Source organism: Actinoplanes sp. NPDC048967, from assembly GCF_040649415.1.
Lineage (GTDB): Bacteria > Actinomycetota > Actinomycetes > Mycobacteriales > Micromonosporaceae > Actinoplanes.
The window spans coordinates 124,543-139,461 of sequence record NZ_JBEZFL010000006.1; the positions used below are offsets into that span (position 1 = coordinate 124,543).

Annotated in this window: 16 protein-coding genes; 2 read left to right on the top strand and 14 right to left on the bottom strand. The window is 73.2% G+C overall.

Going from position 1 to position 14,919, the window contains the following annotated elements; genetic code table 11:
• Positions 1 to 63: 63 nt before the first annotated feature.
• Both AB0C12_RS26135 and AB0C12_RS26140 read right to left on the bottom strand, forming a co-directional pair.
• On the bottom strand, positions 64 to 564 hold the full coding sequence (locus AB0C12_RS26135; protein ID WP_360552244.1) for a DUF6624 domain-containing protein: 501 nt from the start codon (positions 562 to 564) through the stop codon (positions 64 to 66).
• Positions 565 to 643: 79 nt separating this feature from the next.
• Positions 644 to 1,531: an EamA family transporter gene (locus AB0C12_RS26140; protein ID WP_360552246.1), complete on the bottom strand. Its 888-nt coding sequence runs from the start codon at positions 1,529 to 1,531 to the stop codon at positions 644 to 646.
• Positions 1,532 to 1,615: 84 nt separating this feature from the next.
• Here AB0C12_RS26140 and AB0C12_RS26145 point away from each other — a divergent pair, with 84 nt between their 5' ends.
• Positions 1,616 to 2,368, top strand: coding sequence for a LysR family transcriptional regulator (locus AB0C12_RS26145; RefSeq protein ID WP_360552248.1), 753 nt, complete (start codon positions 1,616 to 1,618; stop codon positions 2,366 to 2,368).
• Positions 2,335 to 2,478, top strand: coding sequence for a hypothetical protein (locus tag AB0C12_RS26150; RefSeq protein ID WP_360552250.1), 144 nt, complete (start codon positions 2,335 to 2,337; stop codon positions 2,476 to 2,478). Before AB0C12_RS26145 ends, AB0C12_RS26150 begins: the two co-directional genes overlap by 34 nt.
• Here the strand turns inward: AB0C12_RS26150 and AB0C12_RS26155 are convergent, their stop codons facing one another.
• The 12 genes from AB0C12_RS26155 to AB0C12_RS26210 all read right to left on the bottom strand — a co-directional run bounded on the left by AB0C12_RS26155 (position 2,479) and on the right by AB0C12_RS26210 (position 14,917).
• Positions 2,479 to 4,065: a PP2C family protein-serine/threonine phosphatase gene (locus AB0C12_RS26155; protein WP_360552252.1), complete on the bottom strand. Its 1,587-nt coding sequence runs from the start codon at positions 4,063 to 4,065 to the stop codon at positions 2,479 to 2,481.
• 43 nt (positions 4,066 to 4,108) lie between these two features.
• Positions 4,109 to 4,666 (bottom strand): MerR family transcriptional regulator, encoded by a 558-nt coding sequence (locus tag AB0C12_RS26160; protein WP_360552254.1) that lies wholly within the window; start codon positions 4,664 to 4,666, stop codon positions 4,109 to 4,111.
• Between the two features lie 139 nt (positions 4,667 to 4,805).
• Complete coding sequence (locus AB0C12_RS26165) at positions 4,806 to 5,270, bottom strand: bifunctional nuclease family protein (RefSeq protein ID WP_125804926.1); 465 nt, start codon at positions 5,268 to 5,270, stop codon at positions 4,806 to 4,808.
• A gap of 188 nt (positions 5,271 to 5,458) precedes the next feature.
• Positions 5,459 to 6,139, bottom strand: a complete 681-nt coding sequence (locus AB0C12_RS26170) for a MerR family transcriptional regulator (protein WP_360552256.1) — start codon at positions 6,137 to 6,139, stop codon at positions 5,459 to 5,461.
• A gap of 65 nt (positions 6,140 to 6,204) precedes the next feature.
• Positions 6,205 to 6,657 carry an FHA domain-containing protein gene (locus tag AB0C12_RS26175; protein ID WP_023362861.1) on the bottom strand — a complete coding sequence of 151 codons (453 nt, stop codon included), beginning with the start codon at positions 6,655 to 6,657 and terminating at the stop codon, positions 6,205 to 6,207.
• Between the two features lie 206 nt (positions 6,658 to 6,863).
• Positions 6,864 to 7,244: a glycine cleavage system protein GcvH gene (gene gcvH / locus AB0C12_RS26180; RefSeq protein WP_360552260.1), complete on the bottom strand. Its 381-nt coding sequence runs from the start codon at positions 7,242 to 7,244 to the stop codon at positions 6,864 to 6,866.
• 28 nt (positions 7,245 to 7,272) lie between these two features.
• Positions 7,273 to 9,312, bottom strand: a complete 2,040-nt coding sequence (locus tag AB0C12_RS26185) for a DUF881 domain-containing protein (protein ID WP_360552262.1) — start codon at positions 9,310 to 9,312, stop codon at positions 7,273 to 7,275.
• A 71-nt stretch (positions 9,313 to 9,383) separates the two neighbouring features.
• Entirely contained in the window at positions 9,384 to 9,716 is a 333-nt protein-coding gene (locus AB0C12_RS26190) for a small basic family protein (RefSeq protein ID WP_360552264.1), read from the bottom strand.
• Entirely contained in the window at positions 9,716 to 10,603 is an 888-nt protein-coding gene (locus AB0C12_RS26195) for a DUF881 domain-containing protein (RefSeq protein ID WP_360552266.1), read from the bottom strand. The genes AB0C12_RS26190 and AB0C12_RS26195 overlap by 1 nt, the downstream gene beginning before the upstream one ends.
• Positions 10,600 to 11,259 (bottom strand): CDP-alcohol phosphatidyltransferase family protein, encoded by a 660-nt coding sequence (locus tag AB0C12_RS26200; protein WP_360552268.1) that lies wholly within the window; start codon positions 11,257 to 11,259, stop codon positions 10,600 to 10,602. The genes AB0C12_RS26195 and AB0C12_RS26200 overlap by 4 nt, the downstream gene beginning before the upstream one ends.
• A 239-nt stretch (positions 11,260 to 11,498) precedes the next feature.
• Complete coding sequence (locus AB0C12_RS26205) at positions 11,499 to 13,460, bottom strand: hypothetical protein (RefSeq protein ID WP_360552270.1); 1,962 nt, start codon at positions 13,458 to 13,460, stop codon at positions 11,499 to 11,501.
• A gap of 32 nt (positions 13,461 to 13,492) precedes the next feature.
• The gene (locus AB0C12_RS26210; RefSeq protein ID WP_360552272.1) at positions 13,493 to 14,917 is read right to left on the bottom strand and encodes a sigma 54-interacting transcriptional regulator; all 1,425 of its coding nucleotides are present in this window, start codon (positions 14,915 to 14,917) and stop codon (positions 13,493 to 13,495) included.
• Positions 14,918 to 14,919 lie beyond the last annotated feature (2 nt).

Here is a 14,919-nt window from a genome sequence, read left to right on the forward strand (position 1 = left end):
ACTGCTGGGGGCCGCGGAAGGTTGATCCACCGGGCCGTCAACCTTTTCGGGCCGTCACTCGTCTCAGGCGGGAGCGTGCCGGGCGGTGTGCACGGCGAACGGGTCCAGGCCGGCCTCGGCGCGGCGCTCGTCCATGCCGTCCGGGTCCTCGATCGGCCACGGCACCGGTACGCCGTCGGCCACCCCGGCGATCTGGGTGCCGTAGACCTGCGGACGGCCCTCGTTGACCAGCACCCGGTCCCGCAGCATGGCCAGCGCGGACGGGTCGGCCTCGCCGGCCGCGACGGCTGCGCTGAGCAGGGGCAGCACCCGGCGTTGCAGGTCGAGCTGCTGGTCCGCGTGCTGGGCGATGAGAAAGGCCCGGCGCGCGGCCTCCGCACCGACCAGGGTCACGGTGGGCCAGCCGTACGCGTCCAGCAGCTCGGCGAGGCGGTCGGCGTTGCGCACCGTGACCCGCCGGTGGGCGAGCCGCGCGGCCGGGTCCCCGCCCAGCGCGCCGGCCTGCCGGTCGCGGTCCTCATCGGTCAGGGTGATCAGTTCCCGGGCGAGGTCGTCGTTCGTCATGGACGTCAACGCTAGGGCGCGCGACACGCGGGACACGGGGGTGCCACCCGCAAGCCCACCGGCGGCGCTCTGCGATGATTCATACCGTGGCCGCGACAGGCTCGCGGGCCTCGTCGTCGCTGTGCTCCTCGGCCGCACGGGCGCCGGTACGCTCGGCGCCGATGCCGGCCGCGACCACGAAGGCGATGCCCGCCACCGGCGCCCAGCCGGGCACCTGACCCAGCACCAGCAGGCCGATCAGCAGGGCGAGGGCCGGTTCGAGGCTCATCAGCGTGCCGAAGGCGGCGGTCGTGAGCCGGCGCAGCGCCAGCATCTCCAGCGCGAACGGCACCACCGGCAGCATGATGGCCAGGCCGAAGCCGGCCAGCAGCAGTTGCCAGGTCATCTCCCCCAGCACGGCCGGGCCGGCCACCACGGTGGCCACCAGCGCGGCGACCGGCATCGACACAGCCAGACCCTGCAGCCCGGCCACGTCGTCCCCGACGCGCTGGGTGAGCAGGATGTACGCGGCCCAGCACAGCGCCGCGGCCAGCGCGAAGCCGACCCCGACCAGATCGATGCCGCCGTGCCAGGGCTCGGTCAGCAGCACCACGCCGACCGCCGCCAGCGCCGGCCACAGCTTGGTGCCGCGCCGGCCCCGCACCACGGCCACGCCGAGCGGGCCGAGGAACTCCAGGGCGCTGGCGGTGCCCAGCGGCAGCCGGGCGATGGCCGCCATGAACAGCATGGTCACGCCGGCGGTGACCACGCCCAGGGCGACGGTGTTCAGCAGGCTGGCCCGGGTGAACGAGCGCAGCCGGGGCCGGACCAGCACCAGCAGGATCACGCCGGCCCAGGCCAGCCGCAGCCAGGCCGCGCCCTCCGCGCCGATCCGGTCGAGCAGGCCGACCGAGACGGCCAGACCGAGCTGGACGAGGACCATCGAGGCGAGCGCCATCGACGCCCCGGTCCGTGCTTGTGAACGCATGCCGACCAGTACAACCTCGGAGCACCGTTCATGTCCACGTGCCGATGATGGACATACCGTTCGGCATTGGCTGACAATGGCGGCATGGACACCCGCCGCCTGCGGTTATTGGTGGAACTGTCGCGGCTGGGCTCGATGCGAGCGGTCGCCGACGAGTTGCACATCACCACCTCGACCGTGTCGCAGCAGCTCGCCGTGCTGGCCCGCGAGGCCGGTGCGGTGCTGATCGAGCCGGACGGCCGGCGGGTCCGGCTCACCCCGGCCGGACAGCGCCTGGCCGGGCACGCGGTCACCATCCTGGCCGCGGTCGAGGCGGCCCGGCTCGACCTGGACCCGCTGGCCGAGCCGGCCGGTGCGCTGCGGGTCGCGGGCTTCGCCACCGCCGTACGGCGGTCGCTGCTGCCCGTCGCGGCCACGCTCGCCGCGACCCACCCCCGGGTCCGTCTGCTGATCCATGAACACGAGCCGTTCGAGGCGTTCGAGCTGCTCGCCCTGGACGCCGTGGACCTGGCCCTGACCTACGACTACAACCTGGCCCCGGCCGCCTTCGACGCCGCGCTGGAGTCGGTCCCGCTGTGGGAGATGCCGTGGGGCCTCGCGGTGCCCCGGGACGACCCGGGCGCCGACTTCGCCGGGTTCGCCGGCCACGACTGGATCGTGAACTCCCGCAACACCGCCGACGAGGACGTGGTCCGCACGATGGCGTCACTGGTCGGCTTCACACCCCGGATCGTGCACCGCGCCGACAGCCTCGACCTGGTGCAGGACATGATCGTCGCCGGGCTGGGGTCGGGCTGCTGCCGATGGGGACCGCCACGCTGCCCGGCGTCCGGCTGATCGCCCTGACCGGGTTCGAGCCCCGGCTGCGCTGCTACGCCGTGACCCGGCGCGGCCGGGCCACCTGGCCGCCGCTGGCCCTGGTGCTGCGGATGCTGTCCGGCACCTGATCAGTCCCCGGCCCGGACGACGGCGAGCACCACGTCGTCGTCGGTGCCGCCCGCGAAGTGCCCCAGCAGGTGGTCGCAGATCTGCTCGGCGTCCATCGCGGCGCAGCCCCGCAACGCCCGGGTCAGCTCGGCCAGGCCGTCGTCGAGGGTGGCGCCGCGGCGCTCGATCAGGCCGTCGGTGTAGAAGATCACGCTGGTGCCGGGCAGCAGCTGCACCCGGTGGTCGGTCCGCACCGTGCGGGCCCGGGTCCCCAGCAGCGTCTCGGGGCGGGTCTCCAGCAGCCGTACGACGCCGTCCGGGGCGACCAGCACCGGCGGCGGATGACCCGCGTTGGACCAGCGCAGCGTGCGGGTGCCGTGCTCCTCGCGTTCGATCTGGGCCAGCACCACCGTGGCGAACGCCTCGACGGCGAAGCCCCGCATCGCGTCCTGCAATCCGGTCAGCACCAGCGCCGGCGGTTTGAGCAGCGCGTACGAGATGCCCCGGAGCAGGTTGCGGATCTCGCTCATCGCCGCCGCGGCCCGCCGGTCGTGCCCGGTGACGTCGCCGACCACCACCGTCACCCGGCCGTCGGGCAGGGTGAACGCGTCGTACCAGTCGCCGCCGATGTGCGCGCCCGCGCCGGCCGGCTGATACCGCACCGCCACCTCGGTGTGCTCGGGCTGCACCGGCGCGGCCAGCAGGCTGCGCTGCAACGCCTCGGCCAGCTCGCGTTCCATGGCCGTGGCCCGGCGCTCGGCCTGCCGGACCCGGGTCCGGTGCAGCCCCTGGGCCAGGGAGGCGCCGAGCAGCCGGAAGAACCGCAGGTACTCCTGGTCGACGGCGAGGTGCGGGCTGACCCGGCTGACCAGCACGGCATCCGAGCGGTCGCCGTCCGCCCCGGTGAGCCGGATCCGGGCGATCCGGCCCTGCTCGGTGATCTCGACCGCCACGTCCCGGTCCAGCGGCGCGGGCCAGGCCGCCGTCGGCACCTGCGCCTCCGGCAGCAGGATGTCCACCCCGGGCAGGTCCTCGGGTGCCGAGCGCAGCACGGGCAGGGCGTGGTCGAGCAGCTGCCCCACGTCCTCGGCGTCGGTGAGCTGATCGTTGAGCCGGCCCAGCAAAGCCAGCCGGCGGGCGCCGAGCACCTGCGCGGTGGTCTCGGCGGCGATGTCGACGGCCCCGGCGATCCGGCCGTCGCTGTCGTGCACGGCCGAGTACGAGAAGGTGAAGTAGGTCTCCTCGAGGAAACCGCGGCGGTCCATCAGCAGCCGCAGATCCTCGACCCACGTCGCGCCCCGCCCGGCCAGCACCGACTCGAGCATCGGACCGATGGTCGCCCAGATCTCGGCGAAGACCTCGGCCGCCGGCGCGCCCAGGGCGGCCGGATGCTTCTCGCCGATCATCGGCACGTAGGCCTCGTTGTAGATCAGGACGTGGTCCGGGCCCCAGAGCAGCGTCACCGGCGCGCGGGTGTTCAAGGTCAGATCCAGCGCGGCGAGCAGCACAGGACTCCACGACGGGACCGGTCCGAGGGAGGTGGCCGCCCAGTCGACGCGCCGGTACGCGTCGCGCAGCGTCCCGGCGGCGGCGAAGGGATCGGTCACCCGCAGAATGTAGCCGGGATGATCGTGCGGGGTGTGCGGGCGGTCAGCCCGCGCGGCGGCGGGCCCGGCGGGCCGCGAGCTCGTCCCCGGCGGCGGGCTCGGCGTCCAGGCCGGTGCCGACCGGCTGCGGGCCGGCGGCGGGCTCGGCGGGCAGGTGCGACAGCGAGCCCTGGATCTCCTTGAAGGCCCCGCCGATGGCGATGCCGAAGACACCCTGACCGCCCTGGAGCAGATCCACGACCTCTTCCGGCGACCGGCACTCGTACACCGTGGTGCCGTCGGAGATCAACGTGATGCCGGCCAGGTCGTCGACGCCGCGCGAACGCAGCGTCTCGATCGCCTTGCGGATGTTCTGCAGGGAGACGCCGGCGTCCAGCAGGCGCTTGACCACCTTGAGGACGACCAGGTCACGGAACGAGTAGAGCCGCTGCGTGCCGGAGCCGGAGGCGTCGCGGATGCTGGGCACCACGAGCGTCGTCCGCGCCCAGTAGTCGAGCTGGCGGTAGCTGATGCCGACCGCCTGACAAGCCGTCACTCCGCGATACCCGGTATCGCCGTCCTCGCCGACAAGCGGACCCTCTTCAGAGTCTGACTCGTGCACGCGACTACCTCCCCGCTGCGCGGTGCCGCTTCACCTGGACTTCACGAGCGTATAACCCAGCGAGCCACGAAACAGGGAGGTAATGCCGCGACACGCCGCGTACGGACGACCGGACCTGTGGTGATCGTCGATGCGCGGATCAGCCCGCGAAGTCCTCCGGGCGGACCTGGTCGAGGAACTCGCGGAACTTCTCGACCTCGTCCTCCTGCTCGTCCGGGATGACGATCCCGGCCTCGGTCAGCACCTGATCGGCGCACCGGATCGGCGCCCCCACCCGCAGGGCCAGGGCGATCGAGTCGCTCGGCCGCGCGGACACCCGCAGGTCGTCACCGATCAGCAGATCCGCGTAGAACACGTTCTCCTTGAGTTCCGTGATCTCGACGGCCTTCAGCGGCGCCTCGAGCGCCGCGAGGATGTCCCGTAGCAGATCATGGGTCAACGGCCGGGCGGGCTTGACGCCCTGCTGCTCGTACGCGATGGCAGTTGCCTCCACCGCGCCGATCCAGATCGGCAGGTACCGATCGCCGTCGACCTCCCTGAGCAGGACGATCGGCTGGTTACTGGGCAGCTCCACCCGAACCCCGACCACGCTCAGCTCGCGCACCGCCCGCCTCCGTGTCGCTTCGTCGTGCCGCCCCGTAAGGCCACCGCCGCCTTGTGAGGGCAACGCGACCATCAGGCTGTTTCCCGCCTATCCTGCACGGTACACGGACGCTCGGGACCGAGCGCCACACGATGCCCGTGTCTGTGGGGTTACCCCGGCCCTGCCGGACAAACCGGCAACCCCGCGCCTCACCGTCCGAGAGTGTCCCGCAGGCCCGCCCGCACCAGCGCCGCGTGCAGCCGCTGGGACAGCGCCTGCAGCTCGCGCGCCGTCTCGGCGGCCCGGGCCCGCGCCGCCGGGTCGTGCTGGCGCATCAACGGCGTCAGCAACTGGGCGAAGAGCCCGACCTCGCGGTCCGCCCCGGTCCGGAACGCGCGCAGGTGCCGCAGCTCCAGGCCGTGCCGGACCAGGCCCACCACGGCCTCGACGATCACCACGGCGTCGCCGTCGTACCAGCCCGGCGGCCGGGACAGCACCAGGCCCATCTGCTCCAGCTCGGTGAGCATCTGCTCGGCGATGCCGGTGCGCTCGACCAGGTCGGCCCGCGACACCCGGGTGTCGGCGGCGTCCGCCGGCACCTCGGCCTCCGAGCCGACCGCCACCAGCGACGGGCGCCGGTGCGACAACGTGTCGTCCCCGCGCTCCTGCGCCTCGAGCTGCTCGCGGATGACGCGCAGCGGGAGGTACTGGTCCCGCTGCGCGGTCAGGACGAAACGCAGCCGCGCCACGTCGTTCCACGAGTACTTGCGGTAGCCGGAGGCGGTGCGCTGCGGGTCCACCAGCCCCTCCGCCTCCAGGAACCGGAGCTTGGAGATCGTGGTGTCCGGGAACTCGGTACGCAGCTGGGCCAGCACCTCCCCGATGCTCATCAGCGCAGCGTCACGTTGACCCTGGGCCCGAGACCCGGGATCGTGCGCGGCCGCCCCCGACGGGTTCACGCCCCGCTTCCCTCGCCCTCCGGCCGGGGACCGGCGATGAAGACCAGCCGGAACTTGCCGATCTGGACCTCGTCCCCGTTGCTCAGGGTGGCCGACTCGACCCGCTCACGGTTGACGTAGGTGCCGTTGAGCGAACCCACGTCGCGCACCGTGAAGGTGCCCCCGTCGCGGTGGAACTCGGCGTGCCGGCGCGAGACCGTCACGTCGTCGAGGAAGATGTCGCTGTCGGGGTGGCGGCCACTCGTGGTCACGTCATGGTCCAGCAGGAACCGCGCACCCGCGTTGGGGCCGCGGCGCACGACCAGCAGCGCCATCCCCGGGGGCAGCGAACCGGACATCCGGCTCGGTACCACGTCGGTCTCGGGGCCCTCGAGCACCTCGTCGAGCGCACCGAGGTTCAGCGTGGACGTGACGTCGAGCGGGGGGAACTCGTCGTCTGGGCGCGTCATCGGACCACCTCACGGATCTGTTTCGGTCGCCGCCCGACGACACGGGGTGAGCGAGCCGGACCCGGGTCCGGAGCGCAGCGCCCCCCGCCGCTGCCCGGAGGTCCGGACGGCACGACTATCGGTATGAGAAAGGAATTGCAGATTTCTCCATGTGCCCCGCGAGCCTAGTCAGCGCCGAAATGGCGGGCAACCAGACGCGCGGGCGATCAGCTGTCGGTCAGCGCCTTGTAGGCGTCGGCGTCCAGCAGCCCGGCGAGCGCCGCCGGGTCGTCCGGGGCGATCTCCACGAGCCAGCCGGCCGCGTACGGCTCGGCGTTGATCAGCTCCGGCTCGTCGGCGAGACTGCCGTTGCGGGCCACCACGGTGCCGGCGATCGGCGCGTAGATCTCGGAGACGCTCTTCGTCGACTCGATCTCGCCGAGCTGGTCGCCGGCCTGCACAGCCGTACCCTCGTCGGGCAGCTGCACGAAAACGATGTCGCCGAGCGCGTCCTGCGCGAAGTGGGTGATGCCCACCCGCACGGGCGCGGTGCCGTCACCGGACACCCACTCGTGCTCGGCCGTGTACCGCAGGTCCTCAGGAATCACGCATTCCTCCGTTGACAAGCGCGCCCGCTCACGAGACCGGACGCGCGTACTGCAGGCTGGTGGGCTGACGCACCGCGGACACCTCGACCGCCGTGCGTTGCTCCATGGTCACGTTACCGCCGGCCTGGCTCACCGAAGCGACCACCCCACCGGGGATCTGCAACGCCGTCTGCATCGTCGACGGCACACCGATCACCCACAGCGTGTACGGGCCGCTGAGCTGCTTGCCGTCGACGATCACCCGACCGCCGTCACCGTCGACAAAATAGGACGAGGCCACGATCCGTACGGCGACGCCGTTGTCGCCGATGATCTCCATCACCTCACCGCCGGCGCCGCGCAGCTCCTGCACGGCGTTCAGAATGGCGGAAGCCTTGATCGGCTGGCCCCTGGGGTCGATGGAAATCTTCAACCCGGGCCCGCGCGCGGGCAGCGTGCCGGAGAGCAGCCCGAGCTCGTCGGCCCGCTTCCCGGCCTCGGCGAGCGCGGCCTGCCGCCCGGCGACCCCGGAGGTCAGCTGCCGCTGGCTCTCCTCCAGGGCGTTGATCTCCTGCTGCAGGCGCTGGTCACGCGCCTCGAGGTCACTGAGGATGCCGACCAGGTCCTCCTGACGCGCGGTGGCCAGGCCGGCGTCCTGGTCGTTGCTGCGCAGCTGCACGGCCAGGGTGAAGCCGAGCAGGGCGAGCAACAACCAGATGAGCGCGCCGGCCGACGACAGCCGCCGCCCGGCAGGCGCCTTCTCCTTGTCCGGTACGGCGGGAGCTCCCGTCACCGGTTCGGGTGAGTCCTCCGGCGTGGCGCCGCGGGGGTCGTCCCGCGAATCCTGGTCGTCGGCGGCTGCCGCGCCGCGGGCCGCGCTTTCCTGCCACCGCCCGGGCGTGTCGCCCTCGGCACCCCTGGTGGCCGACCCGCTTCCGCCGGGCTGATCGGGTGCGTCGTGGTGCTCGGACGCGTCGCCGAGAGGCCAGGAAGGGCTGTCCGACCACCGGCGCGGGGTGTCGGCGGCCTCCGCACCCCCGGATTGCTCATCCCGGAGGGCCGGCGGCGCGTCGTCGGCGTCGAGCCGGCTCTCGTCGTGCCGGGTGGGCGATGGTTCGTCGGCGCGATCGGCCCAGGCCTGGTCATCAGCGTGCGCCGACGCGTCGGCCTCCCACGGCCGGTCGCCCTGCCCACCCGCGGCGTTGACCCACGACTCGTCATCGTGGCCGGCCGGCAGCTGATCGGGGTGGGAACGGGCGCCGTCCGGCGTGGACGGCCCGGCGGCGGAATCGGGCCAGGGCGGATCGTCCTGGGGTGTCCTGGCGTCATCGGCGGCCGAGGACGCGCGCGGCGTCCTGGTCGTTCCCGGCGCGAAGAACGGCGGCTGCAGCCGCATGGTGGACCCGCCGTCGAACGACCGCCGCCGCGCCGGCCCAGCATCAGGGGAACGGGGCTCGACCTGCACCGTCGGCTCGTCGTCGACCGCCGCGGGTGGCGGCGTCAGCAGGGTCGTGGCTTCGTCAGCGGGCCGGTCCGGGCGGGACACCACGGTGCTCTCGTCGCCGGCCGCAGCGGCGCTGTCAGCCGGCGCGCTCGCGGGCTGGTCCGGCGGCCCGTCCGGGTCCGTGGCGGGCGGCGGCAACATCGCCCCGGAGAGGCGAACCGTCGGACCGTCAGCGGACAAGGGCGCGTGCGGATCGGCCGTCGCATAGGGATGGGGAGCGTTCTCCACGTCCGGTGCCACCGCCTCGGCCGCCGGTTGCCTACCGGCGGCAGGCATCCCCGGATCCCCGAGAGCCGCCGGCCGGCCGGCGCTGTGCCGCTCACCGGCCTCCCGCTCAGCCGCCGCGCCACCGGACGACGAGCGGTCGCCCTGCGCGGCCGCGGATGGCGGCCGGTCGCCGCTCTCCTGGTCACCCGCGAGCTGGTCAGGCCGCTGGGCCACGGGCTCCGGCCGCTCGCCGGAGGCCGGCTCGGCCGCGGGCCAGTCGCCGGAAGCCGGCTCGGACGCGGGCCGCTCAGGCCGCTGGGCCACCGGCTCCGGCCACTCGCCGGAAGCCGGCTCGGACGCGAGCCAATCGCCGGACACCGACCCGGACGCTGGCCGCTCAGGCCGCTCATCACGCGGGGCGGGCTGCTGGTCGTCGGTCATCGCCGCCCCTACGCCCGGAACAGGTGCCGGCGGATCGCGGCCACGTTGCCGAAGATCCGGACGCCGAGCACCACCACGACGCCGATCGAGAGCTGGCCGCCTACGCCCAGCTGGTCGCCCAGGTAGACGATGATGCCCGCGACCAGCACGTTCGAGATGAAGGAGACCACGAACTGCTTGTCGTCGAAGATCCCGTCGAGTTTCGCGCGCACGCCGCCGAACACCGCGTCCAGCGCGGCCACGACCGCGATCGGCAGGTACGGCTGCAGCGCGATCGGCACCGTCGGATGGAACACGATGCCGAGCACGACGCCGGCGATCAGGGCGAGTACGGCGATCATCAGCCGCCTTTCGACTCTTTGCTGGACGGGGTCGGGACACTGGACGGCGGCACGGACGGCGAGGCCTGCCGCAGGTTCGGCTCGGTGGCCGCGTCCAGGGTGACGTCGCTGAGCTCGGCCACGTCGTACGAGATGCCGAACTTGGTGTTGAGCGCGCGGAAGAAGCGCCCCGCCGGGCCGTCGCGGAACTTGCCGGCCAGCTGGTCCGGTCCGATCGCGATCACCTGGTACGGCGTGGTCACCGGCCGGAAGTCGACCAGGATCGCCTCGCCCGCCTGCCGGATCGTGGAGGTGGCGGTGAGCCGCTGGCCGTTGACCGCGACGGCTTCCGCACCGGCGGCCCACAGCGCGTTCGTCGCCACCTGCAGGTCGGTGTCGCGGACCCGGGCCTCGCTCTTGCGTTCGCCGGTCAGCGGATCGACCGGCATCGGGCCGTCGCCGACGGTGACCCGGGCGCCGGGGCCGCGTACGGGGGCCAGCCCGGTCTCGGCCTCGAGGTCACGCAGCCGGGCCACGGCCGCCCCGCCGAGCTGTTTCTCGCGCAGCTCGGCGACCTCGGCGCGGAGCCGGTCGGCGCGGGCCTGCAGTTCGGCGGTCCCGGTACGGCGGCTCTGCACCTGGTCGACGAGGGTGTCGCGGGCCTGGCTGCGGGCCGGTTCGGCGGCGGTCGTCTCCTGGTAGGCCACGACCAGCAGGAAGCCGAGCCCGACCAGGGTCAGGGCGCTGATCGCGCTGACGATCCGTTTCGGGGCGCCGGTGCGGCCCTCGCCGCGGGCCTTGCGGGCGGCCGCGTCGGCGTAGCCGGGGTCGAGGGGGTTCTGGAACAGCTCGGTCAGGAAGTCCGGGGCGAACCGGCGCTGGCCGTCGCCGCCGTCGGGCGAGGTCATCCGGCGACTGCTCCGCTCCGGGCCTGCTCGGCCCGGTCGGCGCGCAGCAGCGCGCGGGTCTGGGCCAGGTAGAGCACCGCGGCGGCCCAGTACAGGCCGAGGGCCCACCAGGCCAGGCCCCAGCCGATCGGCGCGACGACCGCGTGGATCGACGGTACGGCCTCGGCGAGCAGCAACAGCGGGAGCGCACCGAGCAGCACGAACGTGCCGGTCTTGCCGACGTAGTGGACCGGCGGCGGCCCGTACCCGTGGCGGCGCAGCACCAGCAGCGCGACGGCCAGCACGGCCTCGCGCAGCAGCAGGGCCGCGGTCAGCCACCAGGGCACGACCTCGCGCACGGTGCAGCCGATCAGGGTGGCCAGGATGTAGAGCCGGTCGGCGAACGGGTCGAGCAGCTCGCCGAGGCGGCTGACCGAGTTCATCCGGCGGGCCACGTAGCCGTCGACCCAGTCGGTGGTGCCGCCCAGGGTCAGCACGATCACCGCGGCGACGTCGTGCTGCGGGCCGAGCAGCAGGTAGAGGAAGAGCGGCACGCCGAGCAGCCGGACGAAGCTGATGACGTTGGGAATCGTCCAGATCCGGTCGGAGGCGGTGATCGGCGGGGTGCTTCCGGGCGCCGGGGATCCGGGCGTCACCTGCGCAGGCTGCTGCGACATCGCGCCCCCTCTCCCCCTGCCGGCCGCGGGACCCCACCCGCGGACGTCGTGCGCCGCCTCGGTGGGATCGTCCGCTGCCGACCCCCCGGTCGGCACGCCGGACACGCCGGGCCGGTCACTCGCGAGCCACTATAACCAGCCCCGTCGTTGTCCCGGTTCACCCCGGGCCGGACCGTGCGCGGGCCGTTGTGCGGGACACACCCTGTAGAGCGTCCTAGGAAGGATGGGTACCGCACTTCTCAGCGTTTGCCGCGGCGGCTGCGTACGTAGTCGTCGACCACGTAGCGGCCCAGCTCCGAAACGTCCGGGCTGAAGACCCGGCCACCGCTGCGCTTGGCCACCGCGTCGACGAAGCGGCGCAGCCCGGGGTCCTCACCCAGCATGAAGAGGTTCAGCGTGGCGCCGTAGCGGGTGAGCAGGTCCACCTCGCGCACGGTCAGCTGCACCGTCTCCGGCAGGGTCGGCCAGTTGAAGTACGCCTGGCCGTCGTCCTCCAGGTGGGCCGTCGGCTCACCGTCGGTCACCACCAGCACCACCGGCTCGGCGCCCGGGTGCCGGCGCAGGTGCCGGCCGGCCAGTTTCAGCGCGTGCTGCAGGTTGGTGCCCTGCACCATGTCCGGCTCGATCGCCGCCAGCTCGCCCTGCGACAGGCTCATCGCGTACCGGCCGAAGCCGATGATCTGCAGCGAGTCCTGCGGGAACTGCGTCGCCACCAGGTGCGACAGGGCCAGCGCGGTCTGCTTCATCGGACCCCAGCGGCCGTCGGCGAACATCGAGTACGACAGGTCGACACACAGGGCGACCACCGCCGACGCCCGGCGCTCGGTCTCGGCGACCTCGAAGTCCTCCGGCTCCAGGCGCACCGGCAGCGTGCCCACTCCCCCGCCGGCGCGGCGGCGGACCGCGTTGCCGATGGTGCGGACCACGTCGAGCGGCTGCTCGTCACCGAACTGCCAGCGCCGCGACGACCCGATCAGATCCCCGGCCGCGCCCGCGTCCCGCACATCGTGCGAGCCGCGCTTCTTGCTGGACAGGTCGGAGAAGACCTGCGCCAGCGCGGTGCGGCCGAGCCGGCGCAACGCCTTGGGCGACAGGGTGAGGCCGTCCTCGTCACGGGTGACCCAGCCCTGGCGGCGCAGCTCGCGTTCGAGCTCGCGCAGCCGGCGCACGTCGTCGGCGGCACTGCGGCCGAGCTGGCGCTCGACCGCCTCGACGTCGACGTCGTCCAGGGTCGCCCCGGGATGCTCCTGGCCGAGCTGCTCCAGCAGGTCGTCGAGCTCACCCAGCTCGCCCAGCGCCGCGGTGGCGTCGCCGTAGCCGAGGTCTTCGTTGCCCCGCATCCGCTCGCCGCGATTCCAGTTCAGCTCCGGCCGCAGCGCACGCAGGTTGTCGGTCAGCTCGGCCAGCTGACCGCGCAGCGGCCCGTCGCCGAGCGCCTGGTCCATGAGCTGGGCCAGCTCCTCGCGCTGCTGCGGGCTCAGCGAGCGCATCAGCCGCTCGGCGGCCGCGGCCCGGCGGGCCAGGGAGTCGACGAGCTCGTCGATATTCTGTGGATTCTCCGGGAAGAACTCGCCGTGCTTGGCCATGAACTGCTGGAACGCGTCGTCGGTGTCCTCGCCGCGGGCGTGCTTGCCGAGCAGGTCGTTGAGATCGCCGACCATCTCGGCGACCCGGGCGTCGGTGGCCGGGTCGCGGCCCTGCAGCGCGTCCTTCATGCCGGCGAAGCGCTGCTCGACCACCTCGCGCCGCAGACCGTCGAGGATCTGCTGGTACGTCGCCCGGGCCTCGTCGCTGGCCCAGTTGTAGTCGGACAGCTCCTGCACAGCCTGGGCCGTGGAGCGCGGCAGGTTGTCGAGCACCGCCTCCTGGAAGCGGGCGTCGTCGCCCTCCCGCCCGCGCAGCTCGTCGCGTTCGGCGGCGACGGCCTGGTCGAGCAGCTGCTGGGCCCGCGTGACGGCACCGTCGAGGTTGCCCCGGCGCAACGCCTCCCGCCGCATCCGCCGGGCCCGGGCCTCCAGGTCGTCCAGGCCCCGGCCGTCGCGGGGACCCCGGCGCAGCAGGTCCCGCAGGGCGTCGCGCAGATTGTCGCCGCCGAGCACCCGCTCGCCGACCTCGTCCACGGCCGCCCGCACGTCGTACGGCGGCGCGAGCGGGTCGGGCCCGTCCCGCCAGACGCCGTACCGGAAACGGTTACCGGCCATGGCCGGGCCCGTTCTGGGGAAAGAGGCCCATGTCAGCTCCCGTAGAGGGTGCGGCCGTCGTCGGTCAGCTCCTTGGCCAGCCGGCGGGTGAGGTGCAACCCTTCCAGGACGAACTCGACGCCGGAGGCCGCCTGGCCGGAGCTGGGCGCGTCGCCCAGGCCGAGCCGGTCGAGGACCTTGGCCAGGCCCGGCACGGTGCCGATCTGGCCCAGCAGCTCCTCGGCCGGGACCAGGTCACCGGTCTCGATGATGGCGCCCTCGGCGACCAGGTCGGTGAAGCCGGACAGGTCGAGGCCGGCCAGCCGGGCCCGGAACGTCTCGGCGGTGGCCAGGCGCAGCAGGTGGGCCAGGATCTCGGTCTCGCGTCCCTCCTCGCCGCTCTCGAACTCGACCTTGCCCCGCAGGGTGCTGGTCACCGAGACGGTGTCGCAGATCCGGGCGACGGCCTCCCGCTCGTTCTTGAGCCCGGCCCGGCGCAACGCGGACGCGGCGACCGTCTCGGCCGCGGCGATCGCGAAACGGGCCGAGATGCCGGAGCGGGTGTCCACGGCCGGCGAGTCGCGGACCGCGCGGGTGTACCGCGCCAGCACGTCCACGAGGTGGTCCGGCACCGACGCCGCGAGAGCCGCCTCCTGCCGGATCAGCGCCGTCTCCAGCTCGATCTCGAGCGGGTAGTGGGTGCGGATCTCGGCGCCGAAGCGGTCCTTGAGCGGAGTGATGATCCGGCCCCGGTTGGTGTAGTCCTCCGGGTTGGCCGAGGCCACCAGCAGCAGGTCCAGCGGCAGGCGCAGCTGGTAGCCGCGGACCTGGATGTCGCGCTCCTCGAGCACGTTGAGCAACGACACCTGGATGCGCTCGGCCAGGTCGGGCAGCTCGTTGACGGCGAAGATGCCCCGGTTGGTCCGCGGCACCAGGCCGAAGTGAATCGTGTCCGGGTCGCCCAGGGCCCGGCCCTCGGCCACCTTGATCGGATCGACGTCGCCGATCAGGTCGCCGACACTGGTGTCCGGGGTGGCGAGCTTCTCGCCGTACCGCTCGGAGCGGTGCAGCCAGGAGATCGGCAGCAGGTCGCCGGTCTCGGCGGCCAGCCGCCGGGTGGCCGGGACGAGCGGCTGGTACGGGTGCTCGCGCAGCTCGGAGCCCGTGATGAAGGGCGTCCACTCGTCGAGCAGGTCGACGAGCCCGCGGATGAGCCGGGTCTTGCCCTGGCCCCGCTCGCCGAGCAGAACCATGTCGTGGCCGGCGAGCAGGGCCCGCTCGACCTCGGGCAGCACGGTGTCGTCGTAGCCGACGATGCCGGGGAAGCGGGGCGCGCCGCGGCGCAGCCGGTCCAGCAGATTGTCGCGCAGCTCCTCTTTGACCGTGCGGAACTCGTGGCCGGAGGCGCGGAGCTCGCCCAGTGTGCGGGGAAGATCGGTCGGAGGTGTGGGGACGAGCTGTGTGGAAGCTTCAGTCACTT